Annotated in this window: 14 protein-coding genes; 7 read left to right on the top strand and 7 right to left on the bottom strand. The window is 73.5% G+C overall.

Translation table 11 applies throughout. The features are described from left to right. The first annotated feature begins 81 nt into the window (after nucleotides 1-81). Genes AMIS_RS30390 through AMIS_RS30375 form a run of 4 tightly spaced genes read left to right on the top strand, consistent with a single transcriptional unit; the run spans nucleotide 82 to nucleotide 6,888 of the window. Nucleotides 82-1,191 carry an ATP-binding protein gene (locus AMIS_RS30390; protein WP_014446279.1) on the top strand — a complete coding sequence of 370 codons (1,110 nt, stop codon included), beginning with the start codon at nucleotides 82-84 and terminating at the stop codon, nucleotides 1,189-1,191. Continuing rightward, on the top strand, nucleotides 1,188-3,590 hold the full coding sequence (locus tag AMIS_RS30385) for a DUF5682 family protein (protein ID WP_014446278.1): 2,403 nt from the start codon (nucleotides 1,188-1,190) through the stop codon (nucleotides 3,588-3,590). The genes AMIS_RS30390 and AMIS_RS30385 overlap by 4 nt, the downstream gene beginning before the upstream one ends. Beyond that, complete coding sequence (locus AMIS_RS30380) at nucleotides 3,587-4,705, top strand: VWA domain-containing protein (protein ID WP_014446277.1); 1,119 nt, start codon at nucleotides 3,587-3,589, stop codon at nucleotides 4,703-4,705. Before AMIS_RS30385 ends, AMIS_RS30380 begins: the two co-directional genes overlap by 4 nt. Continuing rightward, nucleotides 4,702-6,888, top strand: a complete 2,187-nt coding sequence (locus AMIS_RS30375; protein WP_014446276.1) for a hypothetical protein — start codon at nucleotides 4,702-4,704, stop codon at nucleotides 6,886-6,888. The genes AMIS_RS30380 and AMIS_RS30375 overlap by 4 nt, the downstream gene beginning before the upstream one ends. An 87-nt stretch (nucleotides 6,889-6,975) precedes the next feature. Here the strand turns inward: AMIS_RS30375 and AMIS_RS30370 are convergent, their stop codons facing one another. The 5 genes from AMIS_RS30370 to AMIS_RS30350 all read right to left on the bottom strand — a co-directional run bounded on the left by AMIS_RS30370 (nucleotide 6,976) and on the right by AMIS_RS30350 (nucleotide 12,254). After that, nucleotides 6,976-7,989 (bottom strand): hypothetical protein, encoded by a 1,014-nt coding sequence (locus tag AMIS_RS30370; RefSeq protein WP_014446275.1) that lies wholly within the window; start codon nucleotides 7,987-7,989, stop codon nucleotides 6,976-6,978. Between the two features lie 90 nt (nucleotides 7,990-8,079). Next, nucleotides 8,080-9,036, bottom strand: a complete 957-nt coding sequence (gene egtD, locus AMIS_RS30365; protein ID WP_014446274.1) for an L-histidine N(alpha)-methyltransferase — start codon at nucleotides 9,034-9,036, stop codon at nucleotides 8,080-8,082. After that, complete coding sequence (egtC, locus tag AMIS_RS30360) at nucleotides 9,033-9,767, bottom strand: ergothioneine biosynthesis protein EgtC (RefSeq protein WP_014446273.1); 735 nt, start codon at nucleotides 9,765-9,767, stop codon at nucleotides 9,033-9,035. The genes egtD and egtC overlap by 4 nt, the downstream gene beginning before the upstream one ends. Continuing rightward, nucleotides 9,767-11,059: an ergothioneine biosynthesis protein EgtB gene (gene egtB, locus AMIS_RS30355; protein ID WP_014446272.1), complete on the bottom strand. Its 1,293-nt coding sequence runs from the start codon at nucleotides 11,057-11,059 to the stop codon at nucleotides 9,767-9,769. The genes egtC and egtB overlap by 1 nt, the downstream gene beginning before the upstream one ends. Nucleotides 11,060-11,081: 22 nt before the next feature. After that, entirely contained in the window at nucleotides 11,082-12,254 is a 1,173-nt protein-coding gene (locus AMIS_RS30350; RefSeq protein ID WP_157435137.1) for a glutamate-cysteine ligase family protein, read from the bottom strand. A 232-nt stretch (nucleotides 12,255-12,486) separates the two neighbouring features. Between AMIS_RS30350 and AMIS_RS30345 the strand changes: the two genes are divergently transcribed. Further along, complete coding sequence (locus tag AMIS_RS30345; protein WP_014446270.1) at nucleotides 12,487-14,733, top strand: exo-beta-d-1,3/1,6-glucosidase; 2,247 nt, start codon at nucleotides 12,487-12,489, stop codon at nucleotides 14,731-14,733. A gap of 78 nt (nucleotides 14,734-14,811) precedes the next feature. Here AMIS_RS30345 and AMIS_RS30340 read toward each other — a convergent pair whose 3' ends face one another. Continuing rightward, entirely contained in the window at nucleotides 14,812-15,486 is a 675-nt protein-coding gene (locus AMIS_RS30340) for a winged helix-turn-helix transcriptional regulator (protein ID WP_014446269.1), read from the bottom strand. A 108-nt stretch (nucleotides 15,487-15,594) separates the two neighbouring features. On the opposite strand from AMIS_RS30340, the gene AMIS_RS30335 reads away from it, so the two are divergent. Further along, nucleotides 15,595-16,389, top strand: coding sequence for a class I SAM-dependent methyltransferase (locus AMIS_RS30335; RefSeq protein WP_014446268.1), 795 nt, complete (start codon nucleotides 15,595-15,597; stop codon nucleotides 16,387-16,389). On the opposite strand, the gene AMIS_RS30330 is transcribed toward AMIS_RS30335, so the two are convergent. After that, on the bottom strand, nucleotides 16,365-17,120 hold the full coding sequence (locus AMIS_RS30330) for a GNAT family N-acetyltransferase (protein ID WP_231859122.1): 756 nt from the start codon (nucleotides 17,118-17,120) through the stop codon (nucleotides 16,365-16,367). The two genes, AMIS_RS30335 and AMIS_RS30330, sit on opposite strands and share 25 nt — an antisense overlap. A gap of 242 nt (nucleotides 17,121-17,362) precedes the next feature. On the opposite strand from AMIS_RS30330, the gene AMIS_RS30325 reads away from it, so the two are divergent. Beyond that, nucleotides 17,363-18,028: a SanA/YdcF family protein gene (locus AMIS_RS30325; protein ID WP_014446266.1), complete on the top strand. Its 666-nt coding sequence runs from the start codon at nucleotides 17,363-17,365 to the stop codon at nucleotides 18,026-18,028. The last annotated feature ends 13 nt before the right edge of the window (nucleotides 18,029-18,041 follow it).

Here is an 18,041-nt window from a genome sequence, read left to right as displayed (position 1 = left end):
TCCCCGGATCTCCGCCACACCGGGGCGGCCGGCACCGGCTACCGTTTCCGGACTTCTCCGCGATCTGAACGAGGTGTTCTCGTGAGTGCTGCCGTCGAGATCTCGGCGGGCCGTGCCCAGCGGCCGCCGGCCGAGGTGCGTCACGCCGACGAGCTGGCCCGGCTCCGCGCCGGTGACGACGCGCCGAAACCGCCGGGCTGGGCGCTGAGCCTGCGGGCCGCCCGGGCGTTCATCGTCGGCGACGCGAAACTCGGCGTCGCCCGCAAGTTCGTCGGCGACCCCTCGCTGATCGACCGGGCCCTGGTCAGCCTCGCGACCAGCCGCGGCCTGCTGCTCGTCGGCGAGCCCGGCACCGCGAAATCGCTGCTCTCCGAGCTGCTCGCGGCTGCGGTGAGCGGTGACTCGACGCTGACCATCCAGGGTGGCGCGGCCACCACCGAGGACCAGATCAAGTACTCGTGGAACTACGCGCTGCTGGTCTCCGAGGGGCCGACCGAGCGGTCGCTGGTCCCGGCGCCGCTGCTGCGCGGCATGGCACAGGGCCGGACCGTGCGGTTCGAGGAGATCACCCGCTGCCCGCTGGAGGTGCAGGACTGCCTGCTCTCGCCGCTCTCCGACCGGGTGATGGCGGTGCCGGAGCTGCCCGGCGAGGCCGGCATGGTGTTCGCCCGGGACGGCTTCAACATCATCGCCACGGCGAACACCCGGGACCGCGGCGTGAACGACATGAGCTCGGCCCTGAAACGGCGCTTCAACTTCGAGACGGTCTTCCCGATCGCCGATTTCGACACCGAGCTGTCCCTCGTGGAGTCCGAGGCGACCGAGCTGCTGCGCCGGTCCGGGGTGACCGCGCCGCCCCGGCGGGACGTCCTGGAGGTGCTCGTCACCACGTTCCGCGAGCTGCGCACCGGGCGGACCGCGCGCGGAGACGAGATGGAGCGGCTCTCCGCGGTGATGAGCACCGCCGAGGCGGTGTCGGTGGCCCACGCGGTCGGCCTGCGCGGCTGGTTCCTGAACGGCGCGCCCGGGTCGGCCGCCGACCTGGTCTCCTGCCTCGCCGGCACGGCCGCGAAGGACAACGCGGAGGACCTCGCCAAGCTGCGGCGATACCTCGAACAGCACACCGCGTGGCGGACCGGCCAGCAGTGGCGGGACCTGCGGGACGCGCGCCGGGAACTGCCGGGCGGATGAGCCTCACCGTCCTCGGGGTCCGGCACCACAGCCCGGCCTGCGCCCGCCTGGTCGGCGAGACGATCGCCGCGCTGCGCCCGGCGTACGTGCTGATCGAGGGTCCGGCCGACATGAACGACCGGATCGCCGAGCTGCTGCTCGGGCACGAGCTGCCGGTGGCGGTCTTCACCAGTTACGCCGACGACGCCCGGCGGCACGGGTCGTGGGCGCCGTTCTGCGGGTACTCGCCGGAGTGGGTGGCGCTGACCGCCGGGCGGGCGGCCGGGGCGGAGCTGCGCTTCATCGACCTGCCGGCCTGGCACGAGGCGTTCGCCGACCGCAGCAACAGGTACGCCGACGCCGAGCAGCGTTACGCCGAGGCGGTCGAGCGTCTCTGCGCCGCGTTCGGGGTGGACAACACCGACGCGCTCTGGGACCACCTGGTCGAGATGGAGCCGGGGGAGGGGCTGGCCGAGCGGCTCGCCGCGTACTTCGATCTGATCCGCGGCGAAGCGGCGGCCGGGCCGTCGGACACCGCCCGCGAGGAGTACATGGCGGGCTGGATCCGCGCCGCGGTCGCCGACGCCGGGGAACGCCCGGTCGTGGCGGTGGTCGGCGGCTTCCACCGACCGGCGCTGATCCGCCTGGCCGCCGCGCCCGCCCCCGGCACGCCCTGGCCCGCGGTCCCGCAGCCGCCCGAGACCGCCACCGGCGGCAGCTACCTCGTGCCCTACTCGTTCCGGCGGCTCGACGCGTTCGCCGGCTACCAGTCCGGCATGCCCTCCCCGGAGTACTACCAGCGGCTCTGGGAGGACGGCCCGGCCGAAGCCGCCCGCTACCTGCTGACCGCCGTCGCCGGACGGCTGCGGGACCGGGGCCAGCCGGTCTCCACGGCCGACCTGATCGCGGCCCGGACCAGCGCCGAAGCGCTCTCCCGGCTGCGCGGGCACCGCCACCCGGCCCGGGTCGACGTGCTCGACGGCCTGGCCGCCGCCCTGATCAACGAGGCTCTCGACATCCCGCTGCCGTGGTCGGTGCGCGGGACCATCACGGCCGGTCAGCATCCGGCCGTCGTGGAGATGACCGCGGCGCTCAGCGGCGACCGGGTCGGCCGGCTGCACCCGGACACCCCGCTGCCGCCGCTGGTGCACGCGGCCACCGCCGAGCTGGAACGGCACGGTCTCGACCGCGCCGGCGAACTCGAGATCGACCTGCTCGACCCGGCCGGCCGGGAGCGCAGCCGGGTGCTGCACCGGCTCCGGATCCTGGACATTCCCGGGTACGCCCGGATCACCGGCCCGGCCACCGGCGTCGACCCGGTCCTGACCGAGAAATGGACGATCCGTGACCACGAGAACCGGCTGGTCGCGCTGATCGAGGCCGGCGGTTACGGCCCCACACCGGCAGCCGCCGCGACGGCTCGGATCAGCGAGCGGGTCGACGCGGCCGGCAACGACCTCGGCCGGCTCGCGGACGCGCTCTTCGACGCGGCGCTCAGCGGCGTCACCGACCTCGCCGGCGACCTGCCGGCCCGGCTGGAACGCGGCGTCGCGGCCGGCAGCGACCTCGGCGAACTGGGCCGGGTCCTCGCGGTCACGCTCGCGCTGTGGCGGCACGACCGGCTGCTCGGGACGGCCGGGAGCGACCTGCTCGCCGCGGTCGTGGCGGGCGCCACCCGCCGCATCCTCTGGCTCGCCGAGGGGTGGCACGGCGCGGGGGCGCCGGCCGAGCTCCGGCGGATCCGGGCGGTCGTGGCGGTGCGCGACGCGATCCGGCACGCGGCGGCGACCGGCGTCGACCGGGACGCGACGATCGCCGTCTCCGGGCGGGTCGCGGCCGACCGCGCCGCGCCGCCCGACCTGCGCGGCGCCTTCTACGGCCTGGCCCGGACCCTCGCCGAGGACGATTCCGACCCGGCGCCCGCGGTGCGCGGCGCGTTCACCGGCGGCGCCGCCGGTGACTGGCTGGCCGGGTTGTTCGCGGTGGCCCGCGAGCCGGTCCTCGCGCCCGGCGGCATCCTCGGCGTGCTGGACGAGCTGATCGGCGGGATCGGGGCCGAGGAGTTCCTGGTGGCGCTGCCGGCGCTGCGGCAGGCGTTCGAGTTCTTCCCGCCGCGTGAGCGTGCCACCATCGCGGACCGGCTGCTGGAGATGCGCGGGCTCGGTGGTTCCGGGCGTGACCTGCTGCGGATGAGCGTGCCGCCGGAGGTGGTGGCGGCGGGGATGGCGCTGGACGAGGCGGTCGAGGAGCGGCTGGCGCGGGCCGGGTTGCTCGGGGCCGGCGTGCCGCTTGCCGGGTCACCTTCCGCGGCCACGTCGGTGCCGCCTTCCGCGGCGCCTTCCGTGCCGCTTGATGGACCGCTTGATGGGCCGCTTTGTGGGCCGCTTGACGGGCCGGTTTCCGCGGGGGAGGAACGATGATCGATCCCGGACTTGAGCGGTGGCGGCTGATCCTCGGTGAGCCGGCCGCCGGGAGTCTCGGCGGGCTGGACGGCGAGGCGGCCGGGCGGGACGCGGCGCTGGACTGGCTCTACGGCCGTGACGAGGAACTGGACCGCCGGGACATCCGCCGCCGGCCGGGCGGCAGCGGCGCCTCCCAGCTCACCACCGTGGACTGGCTGGACGACATCGTCCGGCTCTTCCCGAAGGAGACGGTCGAGCGGCTGCAACGCGACGCCGTCGAACGGTACGAGATCCACGACATCGTCACCGATCCCGCCGTGCTGGAGCGGGTCGAGCCGAACCCGGCGCTGCTCCGGGCCGTGCTGCGCACCAAGCACCTGATGAACCCCGAGGTCCTCCGGCTGGCCCGGCGCATCGTCGAGAAAGTGGTGCGTGACCTGGTCGAACGGCTCGCGACCGAGGTGCGGCAGAGCTTCTCCGGCGCCCGCGCCCGGCAGGCGACCCGGTTCAAGCTGGCGCGCGATTTCGACGCACGGCGGACGATCCGGGCGAACCTGGGGCACTACGACCCGGAGAAACGGCGGTTGTCGGTCGAAACACCGTACTTCCGGGCCCGTACCCGAAGGAATCTGACGCCCTGGCAGGTGATCCTCCTGGTCGACCAGTCCGGGTCGATGCTGCCGTCGGTGATCCACTCGGCGGTCACCGCGTCCTGTCTGTGGGGGCTGCCCGGGGTGAAGACCCACCTGATCGCTTTCGACACCGAGGTGGTGGATCTGACCTCGGACGTCAGCGACCCGGTCGAGCTGCTGATGAAGACGCAGCTCGGCGGCGGGACCGACATCGCCCGTGCGGTGCGGTACGCGGCGCAGATCGTGGAACAGCCGCGGCGCACGATCGTCGCGATCGTCAGCGACTTCTTCGAGGGCGGATCGGAGGCGGCGCTGGTGCGAGGCGTGCGTGAGCTGGTCGATCAGGGCAGCACGGTGCTCGGTCTGGCGGCGCTGGACGAGCAGGCCGACCCGGCCTACGACCGCGCGTGCGCCCAGCGGCTCGCGGACGCCGGAGCCTGGATGGGCGCGATGACGCCGGGCCAGCTGGCCGAGTTCGTGGCGGAGAAGGTGGGCCGGTGAGCGCGGATCTCCTGCCGGAGCGGGCCGACCTGGCGGCGCTGGACGCGGACGCGCTGGCGGCGCTCGCCAACCGGGGCTTGGTGAAACGGGCGGCGCGCGAGGTGGAGCGGGACGCGCCCGTGGTGTCGGCCGGGGACGGGCAGGTGGTGGTCGCGGCGTTCGGGGACGGGGTGCGCACCGAGTTGCCGGTCGGCGGGTTGGACCGGGCGCGGTGCTCGTGCGGGGCGACCACCGTGTGCAGGCATGTGATCGGGGCGGTGCTGGCTTATCAGGCGGTGACCGCGTCAGCCAGGGGGCAGGCTGCCGGGCCCGGGAGTGAGCCGGATGGCGGTGCGCATTCGCCGGGTTCAGCCGGAAACGTGCCGGCCGTGGCCGGAAGCGAGCCGGAGGGAACCGGCAGCGGCATCGAGCCGGACAGCGGCGCCGAGAGCAGTGCCGGCGGCGAGAGCGGTGCCTGCGGCGAGAGCGGTGCCGGCGGCCTTGATGCGCGGGCTGTCGTGTCGCCTGCCGCGGCGGGTCGGGTGGCCGAACCGAACTGGTCACCGGGGGAGTTCAGCGACGCGGAGGTGGCCGCCCGGATCGGGAACCGCCTCGTCAGCGTGGCACGGCGGGCCGAGCGTGCCGGGTACTCGGCGCGGGTGCGACGGGGGACGGTTCCGGTGGTGGAGCTGGCGTCGGCGACGGTGCGCTTCCTGGTGCCGCGCGACCTGGGGTACGTGCACACCGACGCCCGCGCGGGGACGCGCGACGACGTGATCGCGCTGGCGGTCTGGGCGTTCCGGGTTGCCGACGCCCAGCATCCGAGCGAGGCGGAATGCCTGGTCGACGTGGGTGGCGGCGCAGCGGACCCGGCTGCGGGCCGCGAGGGTACCGGCCTGGAGCCGGTGCTGGAGTTCGCCGCCGAGGTGCTCCGGCACGGCGCCGTGCACGCGGGCGAAGGGCTGGCGGCAGCGGTCGCCGGACACCTCGACCGCCTGGAACGGGCCGGTCTGCGGTGGCCTCTCGACGCCACCGCCGAACTGGCCGGGCAGCTCACCGGGTACCGGGAACGCAGCGCCCGCTATTCCCCGGAGACCCTCGCCGATCTGATCGCCGAGCTCTTCGCCCGCCACCGCGCCGTCGCCACCGCCGGTGCCGCGGGGATGCGGGCTCGGGTGCTCGGGTCGGAGGAGTCGGCGGAGACCCCGCTGCGCCGGGTACGGCTGGACGGGCTCGGCGCCCGGGTGACCGCCGTGGACGACCGGCGGATCGTGGAGATCTTCCACGCGCAGGCGGCGACCGGGACGGTGCTGGTCTCACAGCGGGAGTGGACGGCCGGGGACGACGGGCCCGCGCTGGCCCGGCGGAGGTTCGGTGGATCGACAGTGGGCGCGCTCGCGGCCGGGGTCGTCGTCACCGAGTCCGCGGTGCGCAGCGCCAGCCGGGCCGTGCGGCTCGCCACCAGCCGGGTGGCGCGGTCCACGGTCACGGTCGGCGCCGGCGGCTGGGATCGGCTGCCGCCTGCCCTTCTCACCACCGACTATCCCCGGCTGGCCGCGGAGATCGACGGGTTGCCGCCGAGGCCGGTGCGCGCCAGGGTCCGGGCCGAGCTGGTCCGGGTTCTCGCGATCGCCGAGGTCGGTGGCGTCCACTACGCGCCGGGGGAGCAGCGGCTCACCGTGGAGATCCGGGACGGTGGCGGGGTCACGGCCACGGTGACGGCCACTCACGCGGGCGTCGCGCCGGGGCGGATCGACGCGGTGCTGGCGGCGTTGTCGGGTCGGCACGGTGTGCCGAGGTTCGTGGCCGGAAGTGTTCACCGGGGTGGTGGCGGGCTGGTGGTCGACCCGTACGCCATCGGTGCTGACGGGCCACCGATCGTGCCGGACCTGACCGATCCGGATCGGGAGGCCGACCGGCTCGGGGCGGCCGAGGGCCCCGGCGCCGACCCGCTCTCGGTGGCGGTGACGCGGGCGCGCGAGGCGCTCGCCGAGGCGGCGCACGTGGGTCTCGCGCACCTGCCCGCGGCCTATCCGGACCGGCTGCGGGAGGCCGGGCAGGGGCTCGCGCGGGTCGGGCTGCACCGGCTCGCGGGCGCACTCGGCGGCTTCGCAGCAACGCTGGGCCCGGACCCGGGCGAGGCAGCGGTCCGCACCTGGGTGGACGCCCACCTCCGGGTAGGAGCAGCCGCCGAGCTGCTGTGATCGACGCCCGGCGTCGAGCCCCCGCGCCGGGTGGCGATGGCCGGGCGCCGGGTGGCGATGCCACACCCCCCGCCCGCGCGGGACGGGTCAGTCCGGGGGGAGCCAGGCGGTCCACTCGTGCAGCCACTGCGCCTGCGCCGCGGTGATCGCGCCGAGCCGGGCGTAATCGGTCGGGCGCAGGCTCTGCCGGCGCTGCCACGCGAGCTGGGCGGGGCGGCTCGCGACGTTCGGGCCGAGGCCGGTGGTGAAGAGCAGCGTCTCGTTCACCGCGCGCTGCCGCAACGCCTCATTCGTGCGGAACCACTCGGCCTCGGTGTGCAGGGTGGTCAGCTGGTTGACCATGTTCTGCACGGCCCGCTGCGCCTCCGCCTCCTCCTGGCCGGCCAGGTCGGCCTGGCGGCGCACGGCGTCGCGCCACAGCCCCGCCCAGTTGGCGGGGAGCCGGGGCGGCGGGCCGCCGTCGGTGATCCAGTCGATCCGCTGCCGTTCCGAGCGCAGCACCTCGTCGACGAGGGCGCGGTGCGGTTCCCGTGAGCCGGTCGGCTCCGGGGCCGGCCGGACCGGCGGCGTGAACGGCGGGGGCGCGGGCGCGACCGAGATCAGCGCGTCGATCTCCGCCTGGTTGAGGGTGCGAACCGTGACCGCCGCGTTCCAGTCGTGCGCCACCACGCTGATCTCCACGTCGCGCAGCGAGCAGCGCACCGCCCACCACCGGTCACCGGCGCGTAGCCGGCGGCCGGCGATGGTACGGCCGTCGACGGTGACGCTCCGGTCCTCGCCGGCCCATTCGACCGACGAGAACCGGTCACCGTTGGTCCGCATGTGATGTTCGAGCAGCTCGCGGAGCGGGCCGCCGGTGACGTGGGTGCCGGCCCAGCGCGTGGTCTCGACGCTGACCCACGAGCCGGCCGGCGTCAGGTTGCCGTAGTCGACCCGGACGCAGGTCGCCGCGCCGTTGAAGGTCTCCCAGCCGCCGATCCGGGCGGGCGGCAGGCTTGTCACACCGGCCAGCACCGCCACCGGGAGGGGACGCAGGCGCAGAGCCCGCCGGAGCTCGTCGCGCCCGGACCGGAGCAGTTCCTCCCGTGGATCGAACTCCATCGGCGCACCCCCTCGCTCGCTGCCAGTGTGGCACCGCGAGGAAAGCCCGCCACGCCGGGAAATCCCATGCAAGGAAAGCCGGGCAGAGACTCAGCGCGCCTGCGCCAGCATCACCCCGAACCACTCCCGCGGATCAGTCCACCAGTGACTCAGCTCGAAGCCCGCAACCCCCAGCTCGTCCCTCAGCCCGGCCCTCCGGAACTTCGCCGAGATCTCGGTCCGCATCTCCTCCCCGGCCGCGAACTCCACGGTCAGATCGAGCGCCGGGATCCGGACCCGCTGGGCCGCCCCGGCCCGCAACCGCATCTCGATCCACTCCCGGTCCGGGTCCCAGAGCGCCACGTGCGCGAACGCCGCCGGGTCGAAGTCGGCGCCCAGTTCCCGGTTCACCACCTGCAGGACGTTGCGGTTGAACGCGGCGGTCACCCCGGCCGCGTCGTCGTAGGCGGGCACCAGCACGGCCGGGTCCTTGACCAGGTCGGCCCCGAGCAGCAGCCATTCGCCGGGGTGCAGCGTCTGCCGTACGGACGCCAGGAACGCGGCGCGTTCGGCGGGGGCCAGGTTGCCGATGGTCCCGCCGAGGAACGCGATCACCCGGTTGTCCCCGTCCGGCAGGTGGCCGAGGTGCCGCGCGAAGTCGCCGGCCACCCCGGTGACGGTCAGGCCGGGATAGTCGGCCTGCAACCGGGCGACGGACTCGGCGAGGAACGACGAGGAGACGTCGAGCGGGACGAAGGAGCCGAGCGTGCCCCGGCCGAGCATCGCGTCGAGCAGCAGCCGGGTCTTCTCCGACGAGCCGGAGCCGAGTTCGACGAGGGTCTTGGCCTCGGTGATCCGGGCGATCGCCGGTGCCGCCTCGGTGAGCACGGCACGTTCGGTACGGGTCGGGTAGTACTCCGGCAGCCGGGTGATCTCTTCGAACAGTTCGCTGCCGCGGGCGTCGTAGAACCACTTCGGCGGCAGCGATTTCGGTGACGCGGTGAGCCCGGTCCGCACGTCGGAGCGCAGGGCCCGGGCGATGTCGTCGTCGTCGATCAGATTGATCATGAGATGTCCAGACGGGAGGGGGTGGCGACGACCAGACGGCCGTCCGGGATCGACTGCCAGGAGGGGTCGGCGTCGAGTGGTTCGGAGGCGATCAGCACCGCGCCGCCGCCCGAGCGCACCGACAGCGCGTGCCCGGCCGTCGTGGCGATCAGCTGGGCGCCGTCGGTGAGCAGCAGGTTCAGCCGGGACTGCGGGGCCACCGCGAGGACTTCCGCGACGACCTCGGCGACGGCTTTCGCCGGTGGCCAGCCGGCGCGGAGCCTCGCCCGTACCAGAGCCCACAGGGCCGCGGAGTCGGTGGGCGCATCCAAGGTGAGCAGATCTTCCACCGGAAGATCGCCGGCAAGGCCGGCGATCGAACCGGGCCAGCCCCGCACGACGCCGTTGTGGCTGAAGAGCCACCGGCCGTCGGTGAAGGGCGCGGCCGCGGTCTCGGTGACCGGCATGCCGGCGGTGGCCGAGCGGACCGCCGCGAGCAGCGCGCCCGACGTCGTCGCGGCGGCCAGCGCGGGAAGGGCAGAATCGGTCCAGATCGGCATGGCGCTGCGGTACCGGATCGGTGTCGCGGCGCCCGGCGGGTACCACCCGGCGCCGAACCCGTCCGCGTTGATCGTGCCTCCGCCGCGCATGTCACGCGGCGCCCACGCTTGCCGGGACAGAGCATGCGGAAGATCGAACAAAAACTCCTTCAGGGGTACGGCCGGACCGACGTACCCCAGGTGCCGGCACATCAGGCGTCCCGTGCGAGCCGGAACCCGCTGAAGATCTGCCGCCGGATCGGATGGTCCCAGTTGCGGAAGGTGCTCCGCCCGGCGGCCGCGTCGGTGCCGAACGAGCCGCCCCGCAGCATCTTGTAGTCCCCGCCGAAGAACACCTCGGAGTATTCGCGGTAGGGGAACGCGGCGAAACCGGGATAGGGATCGAAATCGGACGACAGCCACTCCCAGACGTCACCGATCATCTGGTGCACGCCGAGCGGGGAGGCACCGTCCGGGTACGCACCGACCGGTGCCGGCGACAGGTGCCGCTGGCCGAGGTTGGCGTGCCGCGGCTCGGGTGACTCGTCACCCCACGGGAACCGGCGGGAACGCCCGGTCGCCGGGTCGAACCGGGCGGCTTTCTCCCACTCCGCCTCGGTGGGCAGCCGTTTGCCGGCCCAGGCGGCATAGGCCTCCGCCTCGAAGTAGCAGACGTGCACGACAGGTTCGCCGGGATTGATGGGACTCACCCGTCCGAACTGTCGGCTGTGCCATTGCGTCCCGTCGTGGAGCCAGTGCAGCGGGGCGGCGAGCCCGGCCTTGACCCGATAGGCCCAGCCACGGTCACTCCACCACCGCGGATCGTCGTAGCCCCCGGCGGCGATGAACTCCTGGTACTGCCCGTTGGTGATCGGCGCCGCGTCGATGAAGAACCCCGGCACGTCCACCACGTGAGCCGGTCGCTCGTTGTCCAGCGCCCACGCGTCCGTGCTGGTCCCCATCGTGAACGGCCCGCCCGCCACGAACACCTCACCGGAGACCGGCGTCCGCGACGGCGGCGGGGCCGGCGCGGTCAGCACGGGCTCCCCGGCGCGCAGCTGGTGGGTGGCGAGCATGGTCTCGTCGTGCTGCTGCTCGTGCTGGACGATCATCCCGAAGGCGAACCCGTTGTCGAGCAGCGGCCGCTCCGGGTCGAACCGGGCATGGTCCAGCACGTCCAGCGCCTTGTCCCGGACCTGCGCCACATAGGCGCGGGCCTGCCCGGGATCGAGCAGCGGCAGGGCCGGCCGGTCCTTGCGGGCGTGTTTGAAGGCGTCGTAGAGCTCGTCGATGTCCTGGCGGACCGGGTCCCGGCCGCCGACGTCCCGGACCAGCCAGAGCTCCTCCTGGTTGCCGACGTGGGCCAGATCCCAGACCAGCGGGGACATCAGCGGAGAGTGCTGGCGGATCAGGTCGGTCTCGTCGACCGCGTCGGTGAGCGCGGCGGTACGGGCGCGGGCGCGCTCCAGTTCGGCGGCGATGGTCAGCCGCAGGTCCTGTGTCATGCGAGTTTCTCCCCGGAAGAGGTCAGGCCGCGGTGGCGACTGCGTGCAGGCGGCGGGAGAGGATGTCGGAGACGGTGTCGCGCACGGGCGCCGGCAGTCCCGTGCGGTGGAGGTTCCGGCAGGCCAGCTCGGCCAGGGCGCGGGCCGCCGCGCGGACCGGCGGGTCGTCGAGCCCGGCCCGCGCGGCGGCGTGCCACCGTCCGGCGCCGGGTGCTGCGGCGAGCCTCGCCCGGCCGGCGAGCGTGTCATCGGCGAGCAGCGCGGAGAGCACCGCCACCGGGGCGATCCACTCGTCGCCCGGCTGGGCGTCCAGGTATCGGACCTCCAGGTACCCGCGGGGGCGTACCGGTGGGAAAAGGGTCCCGAGGTGGTACTCGACGTCGTCCACGGTGGGCGCACCGGTCGTGATCCAGTCGGCCAGGGTGAGGCCCGGCGGGGCGTCCCACGGGCCGTCGTCGCGGCGGACGCAGAGCAGCGGGGCGTCGAGCGCGTACCGCGCCCAGGCGAGCGCCGCGTCGCCGCCGAGCGGGACCGGGCCGGTGCGGCGTGGTTCCATGGCCAGCCAGGCGGCCATCCGTGCGGAGGACCACCGGGTGTCCCGGCCGGCGTGCCGCCGTGAGTTCGCGAAGAGCGCGATCAGGGCGGGGCCGGCCTCGTTCAGCGCCGCCCAGCGTTGCGGCGTGCCGGCGTCGAAGCAGACCTGCAGGCCGGCGGTGCTGCCCATCATGGTCCGTCCGGCCCGGCCGGAGGCGCGTTCCATCGCCGCGTACCGAGGGGTGTCGAGGATGCGGCGCGGTGGCCGGTGCGGGTCGATGCCCCGCTCGCCCAGGACGATGCCCGAGCGGCCCAGCAGGTCGGTGAGGGTTGCCTGATCGGCGGAGACGGCGGCGTGCAGGCCGGCCAGGTCGTCCGCCACGGCCGAGGAGATCTCGATCTGCCCGCCCGGTTCGCAGGTGACGGCGCTTCCCCGGGGCAGTGGTACGGGGTGGGGGTTACCGAGCGTCGCGGGCGCGTGCTCGCCGAGTGCGGCGGCCAGATCCCCTGCCGAGAGGTAGGCGGCGGGGTCGCCGGCGTGGTGCGTGGTCCATTCCAGTTCGACGCCGATGCGCTGCGGCGGACCGGTCTTGAAGCAGATCCCGGATATGTGCTCGATCGCTTCCTCACTCGATCGCAGCACCCGGTCAGCGGAGTTCATCACTCCTCCCATCCTCACTCACGGTGATAGTTAGACTTCGATGAGTGTGGCCTCCTGGGACGATACCCACTCCGCGCGGCCGCCGCCCGTACCCGATCCTGTGGCGATCCTCTCGGCGCGGGAGGGGGTCCGGGATCGAACCCGCCAAGTTCCGGAACCGGAGCGGGGTGCCGGAACCGGTTCCGGACTGGAAGACTCCGAACCGTTCGTGTTCGTCAGACCGGAGGCATGTATGCCCGCAGACTTCCCATATCAGGACCCATCGCTCTCCATCGAGGAGCGGGTGGAAGATCTGCTGGGGCGCATGACACTGGCCGAGAAAGCCGGGCAGATGCTGCAGCTCGACGCCCGGCAGGACCTCGCCGAGATCATCGTGGACAGGCTGGCCGGCTCCATCCTGCACACCTCGCCGGCGAAACTGATCGAGGCGGGCGAGCTGGTCGCGCGTACCCGGTTGCGGATCCCGCTGCTCACCGCGGAGGACTGCATCCACGGCCACTCGTTCTGGCCCGGCGCCACGATCTTCCCGACGCAGCTGGCGATGGCCGCGACCTGGGACGCGCCGCTCGTCGAACGCGTCGCCCGGGCCACCGCCGTCGAGGCGTCGGCGACCGGCATCCACTGGACCTTCTCCCCGGTGCTCTGCATCGCCCGGGACCTGCGGTGGGGCCGGGTCGACGAGACGTTCGGCGAGGACCCCTACCTGATCAGCGAGCTGGGTGCCGCGATGATCCGCGGCTACCAGGGCGGCGGCCTCACCGATCCGACCGCGATCCTGGCGACCGCGAAACACTTCGCCGGTTACTCCGAGACCCAGGGCGGCCGGGACGCCAGCGAGGCCGACATCAGCCGCCGCAAGCTGCGCTCCTGGTTCCTGCCGCCGTTCGAGCGGGCCGCGAAGGAGGGCTGCGCGGTCTTCATGCTCGGCTACCAGTCGATGGACGGCGTGCCGATCACCGCGAACAAGTGGCTGCTCAACGACGTGCTCAAGGACGAGTGGGGCTTCACCGGCACGCTCGTCACGGACTGGGACAACGTCGGCCGGATGGTCTGGGAGCAGAAGGTCTGCGCCGACTACGCCGAGGCCTCCGCCCGCGCGGTGACCGCGGGCAACGACGTGATCATGACGACGCCCGCCTTCTTCGAAGGCGCGCAGGAGGCGGTCGCGCGCGGCCTGCTGGGCGCGGACGATCTCGATTCGGCGGTACGGCGGATCCTGCGCCTCAAGTTCGAGCTGGGCCTGTTCGAGAACCCGCGGACGCCGGACGCCGAGCGGCAGCGGGCGGTGATCGGCAACCCGGAGCACACCGAGCTCAACCTGGAGGTGGCCCGCCGGTCGCTGGTGCTGCTGCGCAACGACGGCGTGCTGCCGCTGGACGGCTCGGCCGGCCCGCGCCGGATCGCGGTCCTCGGCCCCAACGCCGACGACGTCTCCGCCCAGCTCGGCGACTGGGCCGGCAACTCCGGCCAGGTCGACTGGATGCCGGATGGCCACCCGCGCGAGCTGACCGCGACCGTGCTGGACGGCCTGCGCGCCGCCGCGCCGGCCGGCTGGGAGGTCGTGCACGAGCGCGGCGCCGACATCGAGCACCTGGTCGCGGACCCCGCGGGCGAGACCTTCCCGGACGGCCAGCCCCGGCCGCCGATCTCGCAGCCGATCCCGGCCGACCCGGAGCGCATCGCGGCGGCGGTCGCGGCCGCCCGGTCCGCCGACGTGGCGGTCGTGGTCGTCGGCGACACGGTCAACCTCACCGGCGAGCACAAGTCCACCGCCACCCTGGAGCTGCAGGGCGGCCAGATCGCGCTGCTCGACGCGGTGGCGGCCACCGGCACCCCGATGGTCGTCGTGCTGATCGACTCGAAACCGCACGTGCTGCCGCCGTCGGCGCTGAACGCGTCCGCGCTGATCCAGGCGTTCAACCCGGGCATGCGCGGCGGGCAGGCCCTGGCCGAGCTGATCCTCGGCCACATCGAGCCGAGCGGGCGGATGCCGATCTCCGCGGCCCGGCACGTCGGCCAGCAGCCGATCTACTACAACCAGCTGCGCGGCCAGCACGGCACCCGGTACGCGGACCTCACCCAGGACCCGCTGTTCGCGTTCGGCGAGGGGCTCAGCTACACGACCGTCGTCTACGACGGGCTGACCATCGGCGAGCCGGACGTCACCGCCGACGGGGCGGTCCGGGCGTCGGTGCGGCTCACCAACACCGGGACGCGGCCGGCGCTCGAGACCGTGCAGGCCTACGTCAGCGACCTGGTCACCAGCGTCACCTGGGCGAGCCGGGAGCTGAAGGCGTACCGGCAGGTGACCGTGCCGCCGGGGGAGAGCATGACGGTGGAGATCGAGGTGCCGGCGAGCGACTGCACGCTCGTCGACGCGGATGCGGTCCGGGTCGTCGAACTCGGCGATTTCGAGCTGCTCGTGGGCCCGAACTCCCGGCCGTCGTCCCTGCTGTCGGCGAAGTTCCGGATCAGCTGATCTTCTCCGCGGCCCCGAAGCCGGTCTCACGGCCGGGGGCCGCGTCAGAGTCTCACGGCCGGGGGCCGCGTCCGAGTCTCATGGCCGGGGGACCGCGGCGAACGCGAAGGGCTTGAACCAGCCCGGCACCGCGCGCCGCAGGTCCTCCGGCCCCTGGAACGCGATCTCGCCGGACCGCAGCGCCGACGACCAGCTCCGCTCGCCCCGCCACACGTCGGTGAGGCAGCGCAGCTCCGCGGTGACCAGCACGTCCACCTCGTGCCCCGGATCGATGTCGCAGAGGTCGGCCTCGTCCGGCGTGATCACCAGCCACCAGTCCCGGACCGGTCGCGGCGCCGCCGGGAAGGAGAACCGCAGCACGGTACGCCCCCGGGGCACCGCGCCGTGATCGACGGTCCGGTGCATGTCCCAGAGGAGCAGTTTCGGGTCGAGGTCACGATCACCCAGCTCGGGGACCCAGCGGGCGCCCCAGGCGCCGAGGGCCATCACGATCGGCTGAAGTTCCTTGCCGGCGGGGGTGAGCTCATATTCCACCTCCGCCCCGAACGGGTGACGCTCCACCAGCCCGGCGGCGGTGAGCTGCTGCAACCGGCGAGAGAGCAGCGACGGCGACATCCGGGGCAGTCCCCGCCGCAGGTCGTTGAAGCGCCGGCTGCCGGCCATCAGTTCGCGGATCACGAGCATGGTCCAGCGCTCGTCGAGCAGTTCCATGGCCTTGGCCACCGGGCAGAACTGCCCGTACGAGGCACCCATGCGGCGACTGTAACGCCGGGCGATCACTGCGCACCGTCCGGTTTCGGACACCCCAGGTACAGATCGTGTACTAGGCCGGACCGTTAACGATTTCCTACTGTCAGTGACATGACTACCACCAACAGCATCAAGGACAAGCACCGCGCCATGTGGGCGTCCGGTGACTATCCAGCACTGGCCGCCGAGGTCGTCGCGCCGCTCGGGCCGGTTCTGGTCGAGGCCGCCGGCATCGGGCCGGGACAGACCGTCCTGGACGTCGGCGCCGGCACCGGCAACGCGGCGATCCCGGCCGCGCTCAAGGGCGCCACGGTGACCGCCAGTGATCTCACTCCGGAACTGCTCGCCGCCGGTGAGCGGCTGGCCGCCTCCCGCGGCACGAAACTCACCTGGACCGAGGCGGACGCCGAGGCGCTGCCGTTCGAGACCGCCTCCTTCGACACGGTCATCTCCTGCATCGGCGTGATGTTCGCGCCGTTCCACACCGAGGCCGCCGGCGAGCTGCTCCGGGTGTGCCGGCCCGGTGGCACGGTGGCGCTCGCCAACTGGACGCCGGAGGGGTTCATCGGTCAGCTGTTCGCCACGATGAAGCCGTACGCCGCCCCGCCGCCGGCCGGCGCGCAGCCGCCGCCGCGCTGGGGTGACCCGGCGCACCTGGCCGAGCTGTTCGGCGACGGCGTCACCGACGTCCGGGTGGAACGCCGCACCCTGCGGGTGGACCGGTTCGCGACCGGCGCCGAGATGCGTGACTACTTCAAGAGCGTCTACGGCCCGACCATCGCGGTCTACCGCAACATCGCCGGGGACCCGTCGAAGGTGGCCGCCCTGGACGCCGCGATCGCCGAGCTCGCCGAGGGCGCCCGCGAGTGGGAGTACCTGCTCTACGTGGCGAAGCGCAGCGCCTGACGCGCGGCGGCCACCGGCAGGGTCGCAAAACCCAGCTTCCGGTACGTCGCGACGGCCGCCACGTTGTCGTAGTCCGCGAGCAGCGCCACCCGTTCCCGCCCGTCCAGCAGGTCGTCCGTCACGAATCCGCACAGTGCCGCCGCGAGTCCACGCCCCCGGGCCTCGCGGCGGGTCGCCACCCCCGCCAGGAACCCGATCTCCGGCGTCGACCAGGCGTCCGCCGCGACCGCGAGCAGCCGCCCGCCGCCGTCCCGGATCCCCGCCCAGCGGCGCACGCCGGGCGCGCCCGGCCAGGCGTAGGAGTCCGGAAACGATTCCTTGAGCAGAGCGGTGACCTCACCCCACTCCGCCTCATCCAGCCAGCCGGCCCGCACCGCAGCCCCACCCACGGGCGTCTCCGAAGCCTCCGGCGCGCTCCCCGGCGCGTCCGTCACCGGCGCCATCGGCGTCTCGGTCTCCATCCACGCGAATCGGGCGCTCATCTCCAGCTCGGGAACCCGCGCCACCACGGCAGCGACGAGCTCCTCCGCCCCGAACGGCCGGAACGACGGCCCGACAAGCGGCAACACCTCCCGGATCAGCTCCGCGAGCGCATCCGGCGTCCCGGCCATCGCCAGCCGATCCCAGTGCGCCAGATCAGCACAGGCCACCACCGTCGCCCCCGGCGCCCGGAACACCCGGGCCCCCGCAGCAGCGGCCGCCCACCGTACAGAAAGATCTTGATTTGGCACCCCGCCATGGTGCCTCATCGGCCGCTCATCCCCGGCCGGCCGGACCTCGCCGGCTTCGGCGCGGGTCCCCCGGCCACGCCGACACAGCGACGAATGGCGCGGGTCCCCCGGCCACGCCGACACAGCGACGAAGTAGGCGACGGGTCGCCGGTCGGTGCGCACAGCCGCGCCGGCCTCCCCGGGAGCCCGACGCTGACTGAGGTCAGCGCGTCGCGTTGACCGGATTTGCCATCCTCGGCCGGGTGCTGAAGAACCTCTGGATCCGCCGGCTCGTCACCACGGCCGCGCTTGGCGGCATCCTTGCGGTTGCCGTCACCGCCGGCTGCCTTCACTGGGTACGGTCGACGGCTGCCGGGCACGTCTACCGGGTCGACACCGTCCCGTCCGCTCCGGTCGCCCTGGTTCTCGGTGCTCAGGTCCACCCCGGTGGGCAGCCGTCGGCGTTCCTCGAGGCGCGGCTGGAAATCGCCCGGCAGCTTTACGCGGCCGGCACGGTGAAGGCGATCCTGGTTTCCGGCGACCACGCGAACTGGGATTACGACGAGCCCGGTTCGATGATGGTCTGGCTGGTGTCGCACGGTGTGCCGGTGTCCCGGGTGGTGCTGGACCACGCCGGGTTCGACACCTACGACTCGTGCGCGCGGGCGCGCCGGATCTTCGGCGTGCGCCGGGCGATCGTGGTGACGCAGAGCTTCCACATCGAGCGGGCGGTGGCGCTCTGCCGGGCGCTCGGGGTGGACGCGACGGGCGTCGGCGACGAGACGGTCCGGTCGGATCGGCGGCTCTGGCTGCGCGGTGAGATCCGGGAGGAGTTCGCCGCGGTGAAGGCGGCCGCTGACGTGCTGTCCCGGCGTGACCCGATCCTCCTGGGCCGGCACGAGACCGGGGTCGACGCCGCGACCAGCTGAAAGACCCATCTCA

Origin of the sequence: Actinoplanes missouriensis 431 (assembly GCF_000284295.1) — a bacterium.
In the GTDB taxonomy this organism is placed as follows: Bacteria; Actinomycetota; Actinomycetes; order Mycobacteriales; family Micromonosporaceae; genus Actinoplanes; species Actinoplanes missouriensis.
Note: the sequence above shows the minus strand (reverse complement) of the source record. Positions and strands in the feature narration are given on the sequence as shown.

Coding starts and splice junctions, on each gene's coding strand:
- AMIS_RS30385 (WP_014446278.1), top strand. CDS start 1,188: ATGAGCCTCACCGTCCTCGGGGTCCGGCACCACAGCCCGGCCTGCGCC.
- AMIS_RS30380 (WP_014446277.1), top strand. CDS start 3,587: ATGATCGATCCCGGACTTGAGCGGTGGCGGCTGATCCTCGGTGAGCCG.
- AMIS_RS30370 (WP_014446275.1), bottom strand. CDS start 7,989: ATGGAGTTCGATCCACGGGAGGAACTGCTCCGGTCCGGGCGCGACGAG.
- egtD (WP_014446274.1), bottom strand. CDS start 9,036: ATGATCAATCTGATCGACGACGACGACATCGCCCGGGCCCTGCGCTCC.
- egtC (WP_014446273.1), bottom strand. CDS start 9,767: ATGTGCCGGCACCTGGGGTACGTCGGTCCGGCCGTACCCCTGAAGGAG.
- egtB (WP_014446272.1), bottom strand. CDS start 11,059: ATGACACAGGACCTGCGGCTGACCATCGCCGCCGAACTGGAGCGCGCC.
- AMIS_RS30350 (WP_157435137.1), bottom strand. CDS start 12,254: ATGAACTCCGCTGACCGGGTGCTGCGATCGAGTGAGGAAGCGATCGAG.
- AMIS_RS30345 (WP_014446270.1), top strand. CDS start 12,487: ATGCCCGCAGACTTCCCATATCAGGACCCATCGCTCTCCATCGAGGAG.
- AMIS_RS30340 (WP_014446269.1), bottom strand. CDS start 15,486: ATGGGTGCCTCGTACGGGCAGTTCTGCCCGGTGGCCAAGGCCATGGAA.
- AMIS_RS30335 (WP_014446268.1), top strand. CDS start 15,595: ATGACTACCACCAACAGCATCAAGGACAAGCACCGCGCCATGTGGGCG.